Below are 18,172 nucleotides of genomic sequence, written 5' to 3' on the forward strand. Positions count from 1 at the left end.
TTCATATTATAGAAAACCAATGGAATTACTAGTGACTGGCGGATTAGGATTTATAGGAATTAATTTTATAATTCATGCTTTAAAAAAAAAAATTAAGATAATTAATGTTGATAAAATAACTTATGCTTCAAATAAAGAAAAAAAATTTTTAAAAAATTTTAATAATTACAAATTTTATAAGACAGACATTACAAATAAAAAAAAATTCAAAAATATATTAAAAAAAAATTTACCAGATTTCATAATTAATTTTGCTGCTGAAACTCACGTTGATAGATCAATTGTAAATTCAAAAAGCTTTATAAAAACCAATATTATTGGTGTTCATACAATATTAGAGTGCTGTAAGGAGTTGCAAAGTTTAAAAAAAATAAAACTTATTCAAATATCAACTGATGAAGTCTATGGTTCTCTAAAATATACTGGATCATTTAAAGAGGGTGATATCTATAAACCAAACTCCCCGTATTCTGCAAGTAAAGCTGCGGCAGATCATTTGGTGAGATCTTATAGAATAACTTTTGATGTACCATCTATAATTGTGCATCCTTCAAATAATTTTGGCCCATATCAGAATCCAGAAAAACTAATGCCTAAAACAATTAATAATTGCATTAAAAATAAAATTATACCAGTTTATGGAAAAGGTCTCCAGATTAGAGATTGGTTGTTTGTAAAAGATACTGTAAATGCAATTTATAACATAATCTTGAAGGGTAAAATTGGAGAAAACTATAACATCAGTACCAAAAATGAGTTATCAAATATTAAACTTGTAAATAAAATTTGTGATTATTTTAAAAAAAAACAAATAAAACAAGTTTTTGACAAAAAAAAATTAATTAGATTTGTGCAAGATAGACCAGGGCATGATTTTAGATATAGTTTAAATAATATAAAACTAAAATCTATTGGTTGGAAATATAAAACAAATTTTGAAAAAAAATTATACGAAACAATAGAATGGTATTTAAGTAGATAAAAATGAAAGGCATAATTTTAGCAGGAGGAAATGGCACAAGGTTTAAACCAGCTACATTAAGCATCTCAAAACACTTGTTACAGGTGTATGACAAGCCAATGATTTATTACTCTTTATCATTGTTATTTTTATCAAAAATTCGAGATATACTTTTAATCTGTAAATCAGAAGATCTAATAGCTTTCCAAAATTTACTTGGAGATGGTAGCTATTTTGGAATAAAAATTTCATATGAAGTTCAAGATAAGCCTAATGGAATTGCAGAAGCCTTGATAATTGGTGAAAAATTTATTGGGAAAAACAATTTCTGTTTAATACTAGGAGATAATTTTTTTTTTGGACATCGAGTGCCAATGATTTTGCAGAAAGCTTCCAAAAATATTTTAGGTGCAAATATTTTAACTTTTGAGTCAAATACTCCACAAGATTTTGGTGTGATTTATTTTGATAAAAATCAAAAGCCACTGAAAATCATAGAAAAACCAAAGGATGGAAAGTCAAATTCAGTAATACCAGGAATATATTTTTATACTCCAAAAGCTATTAAGTATGCAAAACAGATGGATAAATCTGCGAGGGGAGAATTAGAAATAAGTGATCTGAATAAGATTATACTTAATAAAAAAAAATTAAAAGTGTTCCAGATGGGAAGGGGTATAGCCTGGCTTGATATGGGTGATCCTGAACGATTGAATGCAGCAAGTAATTTTGTTAGATCTGTTCAAACTAATCAAGGTTTCTTGATTTCATGTTTAGAAGAAATTGCACTAAATAATAAGTGGATCAAACCTAAAAAGTTAAAACAAGATATAGAAAAACTGAAACTTTCTACCGATTATTACAAGTATATAATGAAACTATTAAGTGATAAAAAGTTTAAATAAAATATTTTATATAATAGGAGATAAAAAACTTAAGTTTTTTATTTTGTCTTTGGGCAGTCTTTTGTCTTCATTATTTGACATTGTGGGGATTGGTGTGGTTGGCCCACTTGTTATATCATTCTTAGATATTGACTTGTTATTTAATCTTATAAATGAATATACAAGTTTTGAAACTTCTTCTTTTGAAAAATATGAACATAAAAATATAATTATTTTTTTTTGTATAATTTTACTTCTATCGTTTACTCTAAAATCTTTTATATCTTTTTTGATAACCAGAGAAATAATAAAAACTGGTTTTGTTATTCAAAAAGACTTAAGAAATAAATTTATTAAGATTTTTCAAGACTTAACTTATGAAGAATTTTTAAAAAAAAAGACTAGCGAGCTATTACATGCAATTAATCATTTAACAATTGTTTTTTGTCAAAGTACGATAGTAAAAATATTTGTTTTATTTTCTGAAACTATAATTTTGATTTCAGTAATAATTTTTCTCTTTGCAATTAATGTAAAGATAACATTATTAATATTTCTTACATTAACTCTAATCTATTTATTTTATTTTTATTTTATAAGAAAAAAAATGAGCTTATATGGGACGATTTTAGGTGAAGCAGACCAAAAGTTTTTAGACTATGGAAAGATTACAATGGATGGGTTTAAAGAGATAAGAATTCTACAAAAAGACAATTATTTCTTTGATGAATATAAAAAAGTAAATAAAATTTTTGCTGATATCCATCTAAAATATGACACAAATTTAATTCTACCTAAATTTTTGCTTGAAGTCTTCAATTATTTTTGTAATTATGATTTTAACCATATCAATTGTTATTTTTAGCGGAAACACATCAAACTCAATTGCTCTGATTGGTATATTTACCGTTTCGGCAGCTAGAATAATACCAGTTGTTTATAATATCTTTAATTCAGTCGGTACTATTTTAGGATCAATATATTCAATTAATAAAATTTACCAACTTATTATTAGTAACGAGGTTAAACAAAATTCAAAAAATATAAATATTAATTTAAATGAAATTAATGATTTTAAAAAAATAGAATTTAACAACGTTCGTTTTGGATATGATAATACAGATATAATAAAAGACACTAATTTTAAAATTAACAAAGGTGAAATAATTGGTTTAAGCGGAGATTCTGGATCTGGAAAAACAACATTAATAAATTTAATGATTGGTTTTTTGAAACCTAACAGTGGCAAAATTTTAGTAAATGGATTTGATATTCAAAAAAACTTAATAAGTTGGCAATCAAAAATTTCATATATATCTCAACAAAATTTTGTTTATGGGGCAAGTATCTTAGAAAATATAACTCTTGAAAAAGATATGGATAATATTAATTTCAAAAAATTTGAGCAATCTCTTGTATCAGCACATCTAGATGATTTTATAAATCAGCTAAAAGAAAAAGAAAATACAATAATCTCTGATCAAGTACTTAATATTTCTGGGGGTCAAAGACAGAGAATTGCAATAGCAAGATCATTTTATTTTAGTAGAGATTTTATAATATTGGATGAAAGTTTGAACGCATTACAGGAAAATCTTCAAGAACAAATCATTAATGATTTAAAAAGAAATGATAAAAATTTAACAATAATAATTGTCTCTCATAATAAAAAAAATTTAGATCTTTGTGATTATGTATATGATTTAGATAATGGAATGATAAATAAAAAAATTTAAATTATATAAATTTCTTTAAAATTTTTTTATACAAAGGAAAGTCGTAAACTTTTTTAAATGCATCTTTAATTTCGTTATTCTCTAAAATTAATTTAAATTTTTTTGGAAATTTAGTGTTAACAATTTTATAATGATTAAATTTGTTTGTTCTTAATTTATTATTTGTGGGTTTGGATATAAAACCTTCTTCATTGACCATAGTTTTGAATGGAAAAATACAATATTTATTATTAAGAATATGGTAAATAGTCCATTTAATCGCCCAAGAGTCTATCTTTTTTTGCAATGTATCTCTTAGAATATACGAAAGATCATTTCCGTATTTTGAAATATAGTTTAATTTTGACTTATCTCTATAAATTTTGACGTATGATGAGTCATTAAAGTTAACCTTATTCCATTTTGCTGACCAACTTGCCCAACCCCAAGAATTTGGTCTTTTTGATAAAATAATAGAATTTTTCTTTGTGGCTAGTTTAAATATTTTTTTTGGAAAGGTGTATCCAGTAACTGTGAATATATTTTTATCATTTTCAAATTTATCTAAAATTAATTGTATATAATTTAAATAATATTTTGAAACTCTTAGGTCATCTTCTAGCACAATAAATTTACTATATTTTTTTGTAACGTAATTAATTCCTTTAATTATGTTTTGATTAAGTCCAATATTTTTTTTTCTACAAATAACTTTTATTTTCAAACCGTTTTTAAATTTATTTATAATATTTAATATAGATTTATGTTTTTTTTGGTCTTGAATATTTTTAGGATAATCTACAAAAAAATGATAAGTATATCTTTGATAATCCAAATTTTTTTTTAAATCATTAAGAATATTAGATAAACTTAAATCTCTTTTATAAGCAAATATACATACAGTAGTATCTTTAATTAGTTTCATTAATAAAAATTCTTTTTCTTATTACTATTATGACAAATGTTTTATTAATAAAAGTGATTTATTTTAAAAAAAATATATAAATTTAAAAAATGATTTCAAAAAAAAATATTTTAATTGGATTAATTTTATTTTTAATTTTACTCATAATGTTTTTTCGAGAATATTTGTATACATACAGAATGATGTTGGAAAATTTTGTTCCATACGATTTTTATCAAAATCAAGTTCTATATTTTTCAAACTTCAATGATGACTATAAACTAACTTTACCATCTGCGGTAAGATTAATACCAATTTTATTCTATTTCATAATATACAAAACATTTCCTTGCTTGAAGTTAACTAATATTGAACAAAATTTATCTGAGGAATATGTGTGTGCTACAAATGCTGTCGCTATGGGAAATTATATAATTTTAATAACTATATTAGTTGTTTTCCTTTTTTATCAAATCAAAATTCTCAAGAGGCCAACAGAAGAGGGATATCTTAGTTTGATATTATGTTATGCAGTAATAAAGTACTTAGATCATTTTACAATAGATAGATTTGTTGTTCTATACTTAATTCTCATATTATATTTTATAAATAATATTAAGTTATCAATTATATTAATCTTGTTTTCATTTTTAGTTAGTGAGAAAATTTTTTTTATAACAGGTGTTTTATTTTTTTTGAGGTTTTTTTTCTTTAATGAAAAAAAAAATATATAATTCTTTTTATTACTTCAATTGTTACATGTATTTTTTATTTTATATTAATAAAAATTGGAAAAAGTTATTTTGAATTTTTTGACTTTAGGTTTGATATTATGCAAATGAGTAAAATGTTTTACAATAAATCTGCAATTTCTGGAAGTTTATTACCTCTTTTAATTGCTTTAAGTCCTTATATTTTTTGGAATAATGAAATTAATAAAATTTATAAAAATCAAAGACTAGAATTTTTAATACCATTATCTTTAGTTTTTTTTGGTTTTTTAGGGGGTGTTGAAAATACCGCAAGGTATGTTACTCATAGCTTTCCTATTTGGTTGCCAATTTTAACAAGTAGATTAAACCAGATATTAAAATTTAAAAAATAATTATGAAAATATTAATTCTAGGCGGTGGTATAGCTGCAATATCACTAGCTAAGTTTCTTCAAAACAAAAAAGAGATTGAAGAAATCACAATATTAGAAAAAGATGACAAGATTGGAGGATTATTAAGATCTTATAGGGTTAATAATATATTTTATGATGTGGGCCCTCATATAATTTTTTCAAGAGATAAAAAAATTTTAAATTTAATTTTAAAAACACTTGGAAAAAATAAGAATAAAATTAGAAGATCTAATAAAATACTTTATGATAAAAACACATATATTAAATACCCTTTCGAAAATGAGTTATACAAATTACCAAAAAAGGATTTAAAATTTGCACTTAATAAATTTTTAAATAATAAATTCACTAAATTAAAACCCAAAACAATGAAAGAATTTTTTTTAAAAAATTTTGGGGAAGGTATTTTTAATTTATATTTAGGACCATATAATAACAAAATTTGGAAAATGAATACTGCTAAATTAGACACGCAGATGGTTGAAAGAATTCCAAGACCTCCAGATGAAGATATTATTAACAGTGCAAAAGGAATTATTACCGAGGGATATACGCATCAATTATATTTTCATTATCCCAAAAAAGGTGGAATTCAAAGTTTATTTGATGCTTTTCATAAAAAATTAAATAAGAAGGTTAAAATTTTAACATCAGTCCAATTAGACAAAATTAATTTATCTAATAAAAAATATCTTGTTAAGTCAAATCAAGGAACTTTCGAAAGTGAAAAAATATTTTCAACAATACCATTAAATGAATTTCATTCATATTTTAATAAGAATAAAAAAATAAAAGAAATATCTAAAAAGCTTCAATATAATTCAATAATTATTGCAATGGTTAATATAAAAGGGAATATTGGCGGTAATAACTTTGCATTAATGGTTCCAAATAAAAACATAATATTTCATCGAATATCAAAGCTAGATTTTTTAGGAAAAAATTATTCTGTAAAAAATTCAACAACTTTTCAAATTGAGATTACATATAAAAACAATAGTAAAATTAGTAAAATGAATGATGATCAAATATTTAAAATGATATTTTTGGGATTAAAAGAGTTAAATTTTATTAAAAATCAATCTGATGTTAATTTTAAAGATTTGAAAAAATTTAAGTATGCCTATGTTATTTATAATTTAAGTCATAGAAATAGTGTAGATAAATTATTAAATTTTTATAAAAAAAAAGGTATTGATTTTCTTGGAAGATGGGGAAGTTGGGAGTATTTAAATTCAGACCAAGTTATTTTGCAGGCATACAATATGTCAAAAGATTTTAATCATGAAAAAAAATAAGAAAATAATTTTAATTACCGGAGTTGCTGGAATGATAGGGTCGGAATTAACAAACAAGTTTATTAAAGATAAGAATAATATAATTATTGGAATTGATAATTTTATTTTAGGTACAAAAAATAATATTAAGCAATTTACAAAAAATGATAATTTTAAATTTTTTAAAATTAATTTAGAAAAAAAAATAAAGAATAATAGACTTAATAATTTTTTAGTAAATAAGACTATAAATGAAATTTGGCATTTAGCTGCAAACTCAGACATAAGAAGTGGTGTTTCTAATGCAGATGTAGATTTTAAAAATACATTTTTGACGACATATAATACATTAGAATTAATTAAAAAAAATATTAATCATAATTCAAAATTTATTTTTACATCATCCTCGGCAGTTTTTGGTGATATTAAAATAAACATCAATGAGACAACTCCAGCACTTTATTCATGCAGTAATTACGGATCAATGAAACTTGCCTCAGAAGCAATTATTTCTTCATACTCCTACTTAAATAATATTAAGAGTATAGTTTTTCGATTACCAAATGTTGTTGGAAAAAATTTAACTCATGGAGTTATTTTTGACTTATCAAATAAGATAAAAGATAAAAAAAAAATTATTTGCAGGTTCTTGGAGATGGTAATCAATGCAAGCCTTACTCACATGCAACAGAAATTGTAAATTGTATGATTTTTGTCTCAAAAGTTAAACACAGTAAATTTATAAATTATTACAATATTGGCAATAATGATAAAGGTATTAAGGTAAAAGATATTGTTAATTTGCTTGTTAAAAAATTTGATTTTAATAAAAAAGTTAAGTTTCAAAAACTGATATACGGTTGGAAAGGTGACGTACCAAACTATAAATATTCTACAAAAAAAATTAACAATCTAGGATTTAAATTTTCATTAAACTCATTGGAGACAATAAAAAAAACTATATTAGAATTAAAAAAATAATGCATGCTGTAATTTTAGCTGGAGGTGATGGAAAAAGAATTAAATATTTAACACAAGATAAACAAAAGACTCTTTTAAAAATAAATAACAAGACAATTATAAGAAGACAAATTGATCAATTAAGCAAGATTAATAAAAAAATATTTATATCAATTAAAGAAACTGATACCAGCATCAAAAAAAACCTTAAAAATATTAAAGCGAAAAAATTTATATATTTAAAAGAAAATAAGAAACTAGGAACTGCTGGATGTTTAGAAGTATTATCCAATTATGATATTAATAATTTTTTGGTAATATACAGTGATATACTTTTTAATATAGATTTAGAAAAGTTTATAAAATTTCATAAAAAAAAAAAGTGATTTAACTCTTTTTACCCACCCTAATAATCATCCTCATGATAGTGATTTAATTGAAGTAAATAACTCTTCTCAAGTAGTAAAATTTCATAAAAAACCCCATAAAAAAAAGAATTTTAATAATTTATGTTTATCAGGAATTTACATTATCAATAAAAAATTATTAAAAATTTTAAAAAAAAATAAATATCAAGATTTTAGTAAAGATTTTTTACCAAAAATTATAAAAAATAAATTTAAAGTTTATTCCTACAGAAGTCGTGAATATGTAAAAGATATTGGTACACCAGATAGATTTAAAAGTGGAATAAAAGATTTCAATTCAACAAAATATAAAAAAGGGAATATTAATACAAAGATACCAGCAATTTTTTTAGATAAGGATGGTGTATTAAATACAGATAGATACAACTTTAAGTATCAAAAACCTTTTGAATTTATTGATGGTTACCTTGAGGCTATTAAAAAAATAAATGAAAATGGGTTTCTAGCAATTTTAGTTACAAATCAACCAGCAGTAGCCAAAGGATTTATTACATTAAACCAACTAGAAAATGATTTTAAAAAACTTGAAACAATACTTGGTAAAAATGGTGCATATTTAGATAAAATTTATTTTTGTCCGTGTCATCCAGATAAAGGTTTTAAAGGTGAAGTTAAAAAATTTAAAAGAAAATGTACTTGGCGAAAACCAAATAATGGAATGCTGCTTAGAGCTATTAAAGATCTAAATATAGATAAAAAAAAATCCTTTATGATTGGAGATACAATAAATGATTTTTTAGCAGCAAAAAAGACTGGTATAAAATTTTTAAAGGTTGGTAAAATAGATATAAATAGATCAGCTTTATGTTTTAAGAATTTAAAAACAGCTGTAAATCATATATTTAAAATTTGATTTTTTGTATTTCTTTTAAACTTAGAGCTTTAATTTTGATAAATTGAGATATTATATTAATTAAAGATTGATGATTAGCCTCGATAACACCATAATTTTTTGATTGAATGTGTAAGTTTAATTGTGATATTTTTTTTGCCTGTCCACCATTAAATCCTGTTAAACTGATTGATATCATTTTATTTTTTTTTGCCCATTTTATAGCTTCAATTACATTTTGAGATTTACCAGAAGCACTTATAACTATTAATATATCACCTTTTCTTGCCATTTGTTTTAATTGTTCAGAAAAAATTGATTTATAATTTACGTCATTAGAAATAGCCGTTCCTAAGGCGTGATTAGAAACCAAACTAATGACAAAAGGTCTATATTTTTTTGTTTCATGTAATATTTTTTGATGATCGCAAGCAAAGTGATCAGCTAGGGCTGCAGAACCACCATTACCACATACAAACACTTTGTTATCACCATTTAAATAACTTTTACCTAATACATTAATTATTTTATTTAAATTAGAAAAATTTATAGAAGAAAGACTCAATTTTAGATCTAAAAAATAATCATTAAAATAATCAATTACATTATTATATTTTTTATGCGGAAATTTCATGGTAGTTAGTTATCATTTATTATGATTTTGTCAAAAACACCTTTAAGAATGAGCTTTGTAGGAGGTGGTACTGACTATTTTACTAACTTTGGTATTCCAGGAAAAGTGATTGTCACCTCAATAGATAAATACCTTTATATTTTATTAAATAAAAAACATGATAAAAATATTAGGGTATCTTATTCAGAAACTGAAAATGTAAAAAAAATTAGTCTAATTAAACATGAGTTAATCAGAGAAACTCTTAAATTTTTTGAGATTAGAAATGGCATAGAAGTTGTTACATCTGCAGATATTCCATCATCAGGTAGTGGATTAGGTTCATCTAGCGCTCTTACAGTTGGATTGGTAAATGCAATTAGTAAATTCCACAAAAAAAATTTTAATAAAAATCAACTCGCAAAAATAGCTTGTAAAATTGAAGTTGATAAATGCAAAAAACCTATTGGTATGCAAGATCAATACTCAACATCATTTGGTGGATTAAATAAAATTGAATTTAAAAAAAAAGGAGTTGTTGTATCAAAACTTGAATTGTCAAATCTAAGATTAAATAGTTTTAAAAAAAAAATTATGATATTTTATACGGGTATAAATCGCAAAGCTGATAAAATTTTACTAAAAATTAAAAATAATAAAAATCAATTTAAACATTTTCACAAATTAGTTGATTTAGTTGATGATTTTGAAAAAGAACTTGTTAGTGGAGAGTTACTTAATTTAGGAAATATATTTCATGAAAATTGGACTTTAAAAAAAGATTTGTCATCTAAGGTTTCTAGCTTTCATATAAATGAAATATATGATGAAGCAATAAAAGCTGGAGCATCAGGAGGTAAACTACTGGGGGCAGGCGGTGGAGGTTATTTTATGTTCTTTGTAGAAGAAAAATTTCAAAAAAATGTAAGAAAGAAGCTATCTAAATTAAAACAAATTGAGTTTAATTTTGAAGAAAAAGGATCACAAAGTTTTATAGTTTAGCCTTATCTTAATTAAATTTATTATAGATCCAATAACTATTCCAAATAGTTTATTAGTCGGAATACCTCTTGAATTTCTATTTTTTTTCTCTTTATAGATAATTGGTTGTTGAATAATTTTAAAATTATTTTTTATAAAATACAAAAAAATTTGTGATGTGATTAAGTTTTTATTAAATGAGTTTTCTTTTAAAATTTTTAATAATTTTTTTCGATTAAATATTTTAAATCCACAGTCATAATCTTTATAATTTAAAAAGAATAATATATTTATGAAAATTGTATAAAAATATGTTAATAATTGTCTTAGAATTTTATCTTTTCTTTTAATTCTATAACTAGCAAAGAGATCTGCTTTTTGTTTTTTATATAAGTCATAAAATTTTAAAAATTTTGAGTAATCGTATTTTCCTCCTGTATCAGAAAAAAAAACAACACTACCTTTAGAAAGCTCAACACCTTTTAAAAAGGCATTATAATATCCAAGCCGTTCTTTTTTGTTATACAATATAACTTTTTTTTTAGAAATTTTATTGAGGATTTCATATGTGCCATCTGTGCTCCCATCTTGTACAATTACTAAATTAAATTTTAATTTTTTTTTTAATTCAAAAATTTTTTTAATTTCTTTTTTTATAGTTTTTGATTCATTATTAGCTAGAATTAAAAAAGATATTTTTTCCATTATAATTATTTTTTTATTTTTTTATTGAGATATTCCTTATTTAATTGAATTTTATTTTTACTATCAATTTTAAGCCATTCTTTTAATTTCTTTTCTTTTTTGTTAATAAAAAAACAAAACAGATTTTTTTCTGATGAAAAAATTATAAAATATAATTTTGCTAATATCTCAAGAATATATAATATTGGTTTTATAATACTTGTTTTTTTAACATTCTTATATCCTCCAAAATCGGAGTTATAAAAAAAATTAATTTTATGTGTGTATTGTGGTTCATAACTAGAAATTAGTTTGTAGATTTCTCGTTTGGTCCATCTATATACAAAATTTGGTATAAAAGAGTTATCGACACCTCCTTTATCATGAGAATAATCATCGTTAATAACAGCAGATAGTTCATATTCTTGAGATAAGTTTAAAAAATTAGTTATCTTAATTAAATTACTATCATTGCCTTCTATAACAATAATTCCGTTTTTGGAGACTCTATACATCTCCAATATGGCCTCATGAGGTTTAGATGTGTGATGTATACATGCATTAGCAACAACGTATTCAAAACTTTGGTTTTGATAATTTATTTTTCTAAGATCTTGTAAAGAATGCTTGTGTGGAGAATAATCTGTACTTGAATCAAGGTTGCTAATAGTAACATTTGAAAAACCATTTTTTTGAAATATGTCTGAGTCGTATTTGGTTGCACCTACTACAAGTATTGTTGATTTTTTATCTAAAATAATATCATTTATCATTCTTTCGTAAAAAATTTTTCTATTATTAGACATAAAGATTTAATTGAACATAAATTTAGTTGTAATTTTTAAAATTATTTAGACAAAAATAATTACTATACTTAATTAAATAAATATACTCATTAAATGAAAATTTTATCAATTACTAATATATTTAATTTTTCTGGCACTAGTTTAATTATTATATTTGCTGCTTTTTTAGGATTCGAAGATTTGGCAGCTGAATTGGGTATAATAATAGGATGTTCAATTTTTTTTACACAATTGTTTTCAAGTAATTCAAGAAATTTATTAATAATAAAATTTTCTAAAAAAAATTACAAAAAAAGAATTTTAGTGAGAGTTTTTTTTTCAATATTAATTCTTTTATTAATAAATTTATTTAATTTTTTTTATTTTAAAAGTTTAAATATAATTTCAATAACAATTTCAATTATTATAATATTACAATGGGTGAATGAATTGTACCTACTTAATCTCTGGCAAAATAAAAATGTTATAAAAATTAAACTCTATTTAATTATATGTGCGATTTATTATTTATTTATTCCAATCAATTTTTTGATTGGAAATTTAAAAATTTTTGAAAATATGAATATTTTATTTACAATCATAAATTTAATTTTTCTAAAAGAAATATTTTTTGATATTAAAAATACTAATTTAAAAGAGATAAAAAATTCTGTATTTCGTATTTTTTTTAATGATATCAATAATAGCTCCTTTTATTCTTCATCATCTATAGTTTTGAGCAATTTTGTTTCAAGAATTATTATTTTTGAAAGCATACCTATAAAACTTAGTGGGACACTTTTTGCTTGCTATTCTATTGGTTCAATACCTGGCAGTATTTTTAATAATACTTTTGGTCCATATTTAGTAAAAAATAAAAAGAACCTGCTTTCATTCAAATTTTTTCTAATATTTTTAATGATTGTATTATTTTCTATTTATCTATTGATAGATAAAAGTGAGATTATAGTTTTTTTTCCATCAATTATGATTTTTACATTAGATGCAATTTCTTACAGTTTAATTGGATCTATCTTTATGATAATTGGTTTATATTATAGGCAGCTTGCACTTTTTAAAAATTCTTTAAATATAAAAAATGTATTCAATATAGATATTTTAAATAGTTTAGTTTACATAACCATCGTGTTATCCATAGTTTATGTATCCAAGATTCAGTATTTTGCTTTTATTTTTTTGATTTTTGCAATTTATAATTTTTTTATATTTATTTTATATTTCAATTATTCTAAGGATTATAAAATTAAAAATAGATAGATTTATAATCACGGTAATTTAATGTTAGTAAAGAAAATACTTATAAAATGAAAAAAATTTACGAGTATCTTAACTTTAAGAAAAATTTTTTAACCCATCTTTTTGGGATAATAATTTTTTTGATTTTTGTAAAAGCTTTATTTAACTATGATGGGAGTAAGTTAATTTATATATTATTTTCAATAGTATTTAATTTTACCATTTATAAGATTCTTTTTAAAAAAACATATTTTTTTGAATTAATCTTTGGAGTTTTAATATGGTTGGGATTTTGGCTTAAATTTAGTTTATTTGAAAGTAATATTTTCAGATCAGACCAAATTTTTGATGGTAGGGTTTTATGTAATTTTAATTTAGATAATTTTGATAATGTTTTACTGATATCTAGTATTGGCTGTTTAGGTTTTCTTTTATCAGTCATATTTATAAACTTTTTTCCAAAATTTTTTTTGGAAAAAAAAGAAATTAAATATGAATTAAGAAAAAAAAATCTTTTTTTTATATTATTTATATTATTTGTTTTTTCATATTCGATTCTAGTAATTTCAAACTTAGTATTTGGTATTTATCAAAAAGGATTGTTGACTGATAACAGTATATTTTTTTTTACAAATATTATTTATCCTTATTTTTATAACATTGGATTTGGTGCAGCAATTTGCTTTTTTATTTACAATTTGCATAATTATAATTCAAATTTATTTTTTTATTTAATTGCTGTCATTTTATTAGAAGGATTTTTTACTAACTTTAGCATGCTTAGCAGAAATATGATTTTATATTCTTTATCAATATTTTTAGGTTATTTTGTCTTAATTAATAAATACAAACAATTAAAGATTTTTAAATATAAATTTCTCATTTCTTTTTTTATATCAATTTTGATTTTTTTAACGTCCATCATAGCCACAAACTTTCAAAGAAATATTAAATATGAATTGATCGATAGTGACAAAATTGAAATAGCTACTTACTCTTGCGAAAATAAAGTAAACAAAGGTTATCTTAAAGACGTATTGTTTCTGAAATTGTTAATAACTAGATCTATTGGTATTGAAGGAATTATGGTTACTCAGATGAACAAAAATATTCTTGGATTTGATTTGATTAAACAATCAATTAGTGAAAAATCTAATAATGCTAAAAGTTTCTATGAAAATAAATTTTTAAATAATCAAAAAAGATTAAGACATTTTAAGAATTCTAATCAAGTAATTCTTCCAGGTATATTTGGCTATCTATTTTTTGCTGGTTCAAAAATATTTTTATTTATATCAATATTTTTGATATCAATATTTTGTTTAACTTTTGAAAGAGTTACAATTTTTTTAACAAACAACCAGATACTCGCATCATTTTTGTCTTTTTGTATGGTTTGGAGGTTAGTTAATTTTGGATATCTAGTGTCAAATACCCTGAATTTTATAATATCGTTAATTATTACATTAGCGGTTATTTATGCTATTCAATTATTTTTAAATAAAAATGTCTCTTGAAATTAACTTAAACAAAAAAATTCAATTAATTTCTTTTTCAATATTTATATTTTTTTTTGACTTCTTAAGGGATTATATTGATTTGAGAATATTAATTTTTATTCCCTTTTTTTTTGCAATATATGAGTGTATCGCCAAGTCATTAAGGTTAGATAGTAAAATCATATTAATATTTTTCTTAATATTTGTTTTTTTGATTTGGCAAGGACAATCAAATGAAATGAAGTTTACTGATAGAATTTATAATTTGAAGTCAATAATTTTTTTATTTATTACTATTTTTACAATTTGGCACTTTTCTGATTTAATTTTAGATAATATAGATCTAGTAATAAATTTTTTCCTTATCTTTTTTTTATGCTACTCCTTTTTTTTTGAGTTATATAGATATGAATTGCACGGATATTACAAGCAATGTTACATAGGTTGTTATTCAATTATAGATGATAAATTGGAATTTTTTAAAGAAAATTCGCATATTGGTTTTATATCATCTTTTGTAATTTCTTATCTTATTTTAAAAATAAAAAAGATAGATTTTTATTTCTTTTCTTTTTTGATGTTAATAATTTTTATCTCATTGAATTTTAGTTTAACTATATTTGCAGGAATATTATGTATCTTATCTTATTTTTTATTTTTTTATTTCAAAAAATTTAATTTATATCAAAAATTAGCAATAACATTGGTATTATTAGCTATTCCTCTTGGATTAAGTAATAATTTTAATCAAGTTGATAAATTAGTTAATCTAATTAAGGTTGATAATTGGGATATTCTTGAAAATAAAAAAAAATTGGCAGATGATTCAGTAAAACTAAATAAGCAAAAAAATAAATTTGAAGAGTTAGATTTAATTACCAAAGAAAAAAAGACAGATAAAAAGGAAAGTTTAGTTTTAGATGTTATTTCAACAATAGTAAAACCTTCAGAGAGAAACGGTCAAAAAGAAACAAACATACTAAATATTGTTCCTAACTTGAAACAAAAAATTGATGAAAAAGATTTAATTCTTGATAAAAAATTTAAAGAAAAGACCAAAAAATCCTCTGTAGATACATCAAGGAAACCAAAAAATTTATCAAGTGAAGTATATATTGTATCTTTAAATATAGCTAAATTATCTTTTTTAGAAAATCCATTAGGCTTTGGGTTAAACAATTATCATTTAGCTTTTAGAAATTTTATAAATAAAGTTATTGTAACAAATAAGATGACACAAAAGCTAAATTTTATGGATGGGTCAAACAATTTTTCTAAATTGATTGCAGAATTTGGGATATTTAGCATCATTATTTTTTATATTATTTTCAATTTTTTATTTTCAAAAAAAATTTCTTTTGAGCATAAATTTTTGATTTTTCCTTCATTATTTACACAAACTTTTATCAGAGGTGCAGGATATTTTAATGGTGGATGGATATTATTTTTAGTTTTGGCTTTTTATCTAATCTGCAAATCAAAAGAATAGAAATTTAATTATGCTATATTTTGTTCAATCTTTTTCAATTTTGGCATTAATTTTATCTTTATCAGTTTTTTTGAATAATAATTTGAAGATAAATCACAATATAAAATACATATTATCTATTTTAATTATAATTTTTTTTTCTTTTTCAATTTTAAAATTGATTACCTTTTTGAATTTTCAATTTAAGATTGAACTTAATTATTTATTAATATTCAAAATTTTTTTTTCTATAGCGTTATTATTTTCAATATATCATATTATTTTAAAGAAAAAAAAATTTAACTATCTAGATGTATGTTTTGTAATAACTTACATCACAATAAGTATATTGACATATGATAGATATTTTTTGGATGAAGATGAATTTGCATATTGGGGTCAAAAATTAAAATCGTATTATTATTTTAGTGAAGTTAAAAATTTAAAATTTGACTATTATCATCAACCTCTACTAACTTCATGGCAACTTTTGTTTTCGGTTTATTCTGATTTTTCTGAAAATATAATTATTTTTTCAAATAATGTTATTTTAATTGGTACTTTTTTTTATTTAGTGGAAGATATATTTGAGGATAAAAAAAATAAGTATATTGAAATTTTGATTAGTTTTTCAATATTTTATCTTCTCTTAAATAATTTAAGTTTTGGTTTTGTGTCGATTTATGCTGATCCGATTATCGCTGCTTTATCCGCATGTGCTTTAAAAATAATTGTTCACAATAAATATGATAAAGAAAATATAATTTTATTATTTTTTTTATCTTTTTGCATATATTTCATTCACAGATTAGGTATAATTTTTATAATTCTCCTTTACCCCTATATAGCGTTAAAAAATTATAAATTTTTTTTAAAAAAAAATAAAATTAATTTTATTATAGCATCTCTTTTTTTTGGAGGATTTATACAATTTCTTTTTTTTAAACAATTGACTTATTCAGCAACTGCCTTTGAGTTATTTGACAGAATGGATATTTTATATGAAATTTTTATAAGTTTCATATCAGATCTTCATAAATTACTATTTACTAATATTTATTATTCATCGTTTGGCACTTCAATTAATGTGATTTTAGAATTAATCCTTAATAAAAAAAATGTAATTAATGTTTATGGTATAAATATTATTATTTGGCTATTGATTGTAATTACAATTTTAATTATTCAAAACAAAAAAAAATTAATTATTTATTTTTTAATTTCTACAATTTTTTATTTATTGGTTATTTATATTGAAAAAGCATATTTTCAAAAATTAAGCTTTTTAGTTTTTGGAAGATATTTTTCTATTCTACTTTTAACTTATTTGTTGTTTTTGTCCTTTTATAAAAAAAAAATTTATGTTTTGATTTTATTATTAATTTTTAATGTAGTGATAACACCCTTAAAAAGTTATGGTTTCTTTGTTCCAGATAATATTTATTATGCATATGAGAAAAATCTCAAGTATTTAGAAAGTAGAAAAAAAGTTAAAAAATTTATTAATGATAATCTAAAATGTAATGGTCATAAAAAAGAAATATTTATTTTATACGATAAAAAAAACTTCCCTGAATATCTCTCTGGACATTTTTCACTAATTTTAAACATATTAGATTTTGAATTATCAACATCTAAAACTGTATTTTTAGATGTTGAAGAGTTTTATCTGATGAAGGTAGAACATATTGATTTCAATAATTTTTTTGATTGCATCTATGGAATTAACATAAAGTTAGATAATCAACAACGATATCTAAATTTTGAAAAATCGATTAGAAAAATTAACTTATAGTTA

The 18,172-nt window shown here is 22.0% G+C and carries 18 protein-coding genes and 1 pseudogene; 15 read left to right on the forward strand and 4 right to left on the reverse strand.

The window, feature by feature from the left end:
* The first annotated feature begins 19 nt into the window (after positions 1-19).
* The 4 genes from rfbB to ACIJYH_RS00845 all read left to right on the forward strand — a co-directional run bounded on the left by rfbB (position 20) and on the right by ACIJYH_RS00845 (position 3,581).
* Positions 20-982, forward strand: a complete 963-nt coding sequence (rfbB, locus tag ACIJYH_RS00830; protein ID WP_435163252.1) for a dTDP-glucose 4,6-dehydratase — start codon at positions 20-22, stop codon at positions 980-982.
* 2 nt (positions 983-984) lie between these two features.
* A complete protein-coding gene (locus ACIJYH_RS00835) occupies positions 985-1,866 on the forward strand; it encodes a sugar nucleotidyltransferase (protein WP_435163254.1) in 882 nt (293 codons plus the stop codon).
* Between the two features lie 61 nt (positions 1,867-1,927).
* Positions 1,928-2,710: an ABC transporter transmembrane domain-containing protein gene (locus tag ACIJYH_RS00840; protein WP_435163255.1), complete on the forward strand. Its 783-nt coding sequence runs from the start codon at positions 1,928-1,930 to the stop codon at positions 2,708-2,710.
* On the forward strand, positions 2,679-3,581 hold the full coding sequence (locus ACIJYH_RS00845; protein ID WP_435163257.1) for an ATP-binding cassette domain-containing protein: 903 nt from the start codon (positions 2,679-2,681) through the stop codon (positions 3,579-3,581). Before ACIJYH_RS00840 ends, ACIJYH_RS00845 begins: the two co-directional genes overlap by 32 nt.
* 1 nt (position 3,582) lies before the next feature.
* On the opposite strand, the gene ACIJYH_RS00850 is transcribed toward ACIJYH_RS00845, so the two are convergent.
* On the reverse strand, positions 3,583-4,485 hold the full coding sequence (locus tag ACIJYH_RS00850) for a hypothetical protein (RefSeq protein WP_435163259.1): 903 nt from the start codon (positions 4,483-4,485) through the stop codon (positions 3,583-3,585).
* 89 nt (positions 4,486-4,574) lie between these two features.
* On the opposite strand from ACIJYH_RS00850, the gene ACIJYH_RS00855 reads away from it, so the two are divergent.
* The 6 genes and pseudogenes from ACIJYH_RS00855 to ACIJYH_RS00880 all read left to right on the forward strand — a co-directional run.
* A complete protein-coding gene (locus ACIJYH_RS00855) occupies positions 4,575-5,198 on the forward strand; it encodes a hypothetical protein (RefSeq protein WP_435163260.1) in 624 nt (207 codons plus the stop codon).
* A gap of 104 nt (positions 5,199-5,302) precedes the next feature.
* Entirely contained in the window at positions 5,303-5,569 is a 267-nt protein-coding gene (locus tag ACIJYH_RS00860) for a hypothetical protein (protein WP_435163262.1), read from the forward strand.
* A 2-nt stretch (positions 5,570-5,571) separates the two neighbouring features.
* Positions 5,572-6,888, forward strand: a complete 1,317-nt coding sequence (locus tag ACIJYH_RS00865) for a protoporphyrinogen/coproporphyrinogen oxidase (protein WP_435163264.1) — start codon at positions 5,572-5,574, stop codon at positions 6,886-6,888.
* Entirely contained in the window at positions 6,875-7,567 is a 693-nt protein-coding gene (locus tag ACIJYH_RS00870; protein WP_435163266.1) for an NAD-dependent epimerase/dehydratase family protein, read from the forward strand. The genes ACIJYH_RS00865 and ACIJYH_RS00870 overlap by 14 nt, the downstream gene beginning before the upstream one ends.
* Positions 7,568-7,572: 5 nt before the next feature.
* The gene (locus tag ACIJYH_RS00875) at positions 7,573-7,848 is read left to right on the forward strand and encodes a hypothetical protein (RefSeq protein WP_435163267.1); all 276 of its coding nucleotides are present in this window, start codon (positions 7,573-7,575) and stop codon (positions 7,846-7,848) included.
* 17 nt (positions 7,849-7,865) lie between these two features.
* Positions 7,866-9,105: pseudogene (locus ACIJYH_RS00880) on the forward strand (sugar phosphate nucleotidyltransferase); the annotation flags it as partial.
* Here ACIJYH_RS00880 and ACIJYH_RS00885 read toward each other — a convergent pair.
* Positions 9,098-9,721, reverse strand: coding sequence for a D-sedoheptulose-7-phosphate isomerase (locus tag ACIJYH_RS00885; protein WP_435164214.1), 624 nt, complete (start codon positions 9,719-9,721; stop codon positions 9,098-9,100). The pseudogene ACIJYH_RS00880 and the gene ACIJYH_RS00885 sit on opposite strands and share 8 nt — an antisense overlap.
* A gap of 21 nt (positions 9,722-9,742) precedes the next feature.
* On the opposite strand from ACIJYH_RS00885, the gene ACIJYH_RS00890 reads away from it, so the two are divergent.
* Entirely contained in the window at positions 9,743-10,702 is a 960-nt protein-coding gene (locus ACIJYH_RS00890) for a GHMP family kinase ATP-binding protein (RefSeq protein WP_435163269.1), read from the forward strand.
* Here the strand turns inward: ACIJYH_RS00890 and ACIJYH_RS00895 are convergent.
* On the reverse strand, positions 10,682-11,386 hold the full coding sequence (locus ACIJYH_RS00895) for a glycosyltransferase family 2 protein (RefSeq protein ID WP_435163271.1): 705 nt from the start codon (positions 11,384-11,386) through the stop codon (positions 10,682-10,684). The genes ACIJYH_RS00890 and ACIJYH_RS00895 overlap by 21 nt on opposite strands.
* Before the next feature lie 5 nt (positions 11,387-11,391).
* The gene (locus tag ACIJYH_RS00900; RefSeq protein ID WP_435163273.1) at positions 11,392-12,171 is read right to left on the reverse strand and encodes a class I SAM-dependent methyltransferase; all 780 of its coding nucleotides are present in this window, start codon (positions 12,169-12,171) and stop codon (positions 11,392-11,394) included.
* A 93-nt stretch (positions 12,172-12,264) separates the two neighbouring features.
* Here ACIJYH_RS00900 and ACIJYH_RS00905 point away from each other — a divergent pair, with 93 nt between their 5' ends.
* The 4 genes from ACIJYH_RS00905 to ACIJYH_RS00920 all read left to right on the forward strand — a co-directional run bounded on the left by ACIJYH_RS00905 (position 12,265) and on the right by ACIJYH_RS00920 (position 18,169).
* A complete protein-coding gene (locus ACIJYH_RS00905; RefSeq protein WP_435163275.1) occupies positions 12,265-13,428 on the forward strand; it encodes a hypothetical protein in 1,164 nt (387 codons plus the stop codon).
* Positions 13,429-13,475: 47 nt separating this feature from the next.
* On the forward strand, positions 13,476-14,924 hold the full coding sequence (locus ACIJYH_RS00910) for an O-antigen polymerase (RefSeq protein WP_435163277.1): 1,449 nt from the start codon (positions 13,476-13,478) through the stop codon (positions 14,922-14,924).
* A 451-nt stretch (positions 14,925-15,375) separates the two neighbouring features.
* Positions 15,376-16,395 (forward strand): hypothetical protein, encoded by a 1,020-nt coding sequence (locus ACIJYH_RS00915; RefSeq protein ID WP_435163278.1) that lies wholly within the window; start codon positions 15,376-15,378, stop codon positions 16,393-16,395.
* A gap of 169 nt (positions 16,396-16,564) precedes the next feature.
* Positions 16,565-18,169, forward strand: coding sequence for a hypothetical protein (locus tag ACIJYH_RS00920; protein WP_435163280.1), 1,605 nt, complete (start codon positions 16,565-16,567; stop codon positions 18,167-18,169).
* Positions 18,170-18,172 lie beyond the last annotated feature (3 nt).

This window comes from Candidatus Pelagibacter bacterium nBUS_25 (assembly GCF_051200975.1).
In the GTDB taxonomy this organism is placed as follows: domain Bacteria; phylum Pseudomonadota; class Alphaproteobacteria; order Pelagibacterales; family Pelagibacteraceae; genus Pelagibacter.

Coding starts and splice junctions, on each gene's coding strand:
- rfbB (WP_435163252.1), top strand. CDS start 20: ATGGAATTACTAGTGACTGGCGGATTAGGATTTATAGGAATTAATTTT.
- ACIJYH_RS00835 (WP_435163254.1), top strand. CDS start 985: ATGAAAGGCATAATTTTAGCAGGAGGAAATGGCACAAGGTTTAAACCA.
- ACIJYH_RS00845 (WP_435163257.1), top strand. CDS start 2,679: ATGATTTTAACCATATCAATTGTTATTTTTAGCGGAAACACATCAAAC.
- ACIJYH_RS00850 (WP_435163259.1), bottom strand. CDS start 4,485: ATGAAACTAATTAAAGATACTACTGTATGTATATTTGCTTATAAAAGA.
- ACIJYH_RS00855 (WP_435163260.1), top strand. CDS start 4,575: ATGATTTCAAAAAAAAATATTTTAATTGGATTAATTTTATTTTTAATT.
- ACIJYH_RS00860 (WP_435163262.1), top strand. CDS start 5,303: ATGAGTAAAATGTTTTACAATAAATCTGCAATTTCTGGAAGTTTATTA.
- ACIJYH_RS00865 (WP_435163264.1), top strand. CDS start 5,572: ATGAAAATATTAATTCTAGGCGGTGGTATAGCTGCAATATCACTAGCT.
- ACIJYH_RS00870 (WP_435163266.1), top strand. CDS start 6,875: ATGAAAAAAAATAAGAAAATAATTTTAATTACCGGAGTTGCTGGAATG.
- ACIJYH_RS00875 (WP_435163267.1), top strand. CDS start 7,573: ATGATTTTTGTCTCAAAAGTTAAACACAGTAAATTTATAAATTATTAC.
- ACIJYH_RS00885 (WP_435164214.1), bottom strand. CDS start 9,721: ATGAAATTTCCGCATAAAAAATATAATAATGTAATTGATTATTTTAAT.
- ACIJYH_RS00890 (WP_435163269.1), top strand. CDS start 9,743: ATGATTTTGTCAAAAACACCTTTAAGAATGAGCTTTGTAGGAGGTGGT.
- ACIJYH_RS00895 (WP_435163271.1), bottom strand. CDS start 11,386: ATGGAAAAAATATCTTTTTTAATTCTAGCTAATAATGAATCAAAAACT.
- ACIJYH_RS00900 (WP_435163273.1), bottom strand. CDS start 12,171: ATGTCTAATAATAGAAAAATTTTTTACGAAAGAATGATAAATGATATT.
- ACIJYH_RS00905 (WP_435163275.1), top strand. CDS start 12,265: ATGAAAATTTTATCAATTACTAATATATTTAATTTTTCTGGCACTAGT.
- ACIJYH_RS00910 (WP_435163277.1), top strand. CDS start 13,476: ATGAAAAAAATTTACGAGTATCTTAACTTTAAGAAAAATTTTTTAACC.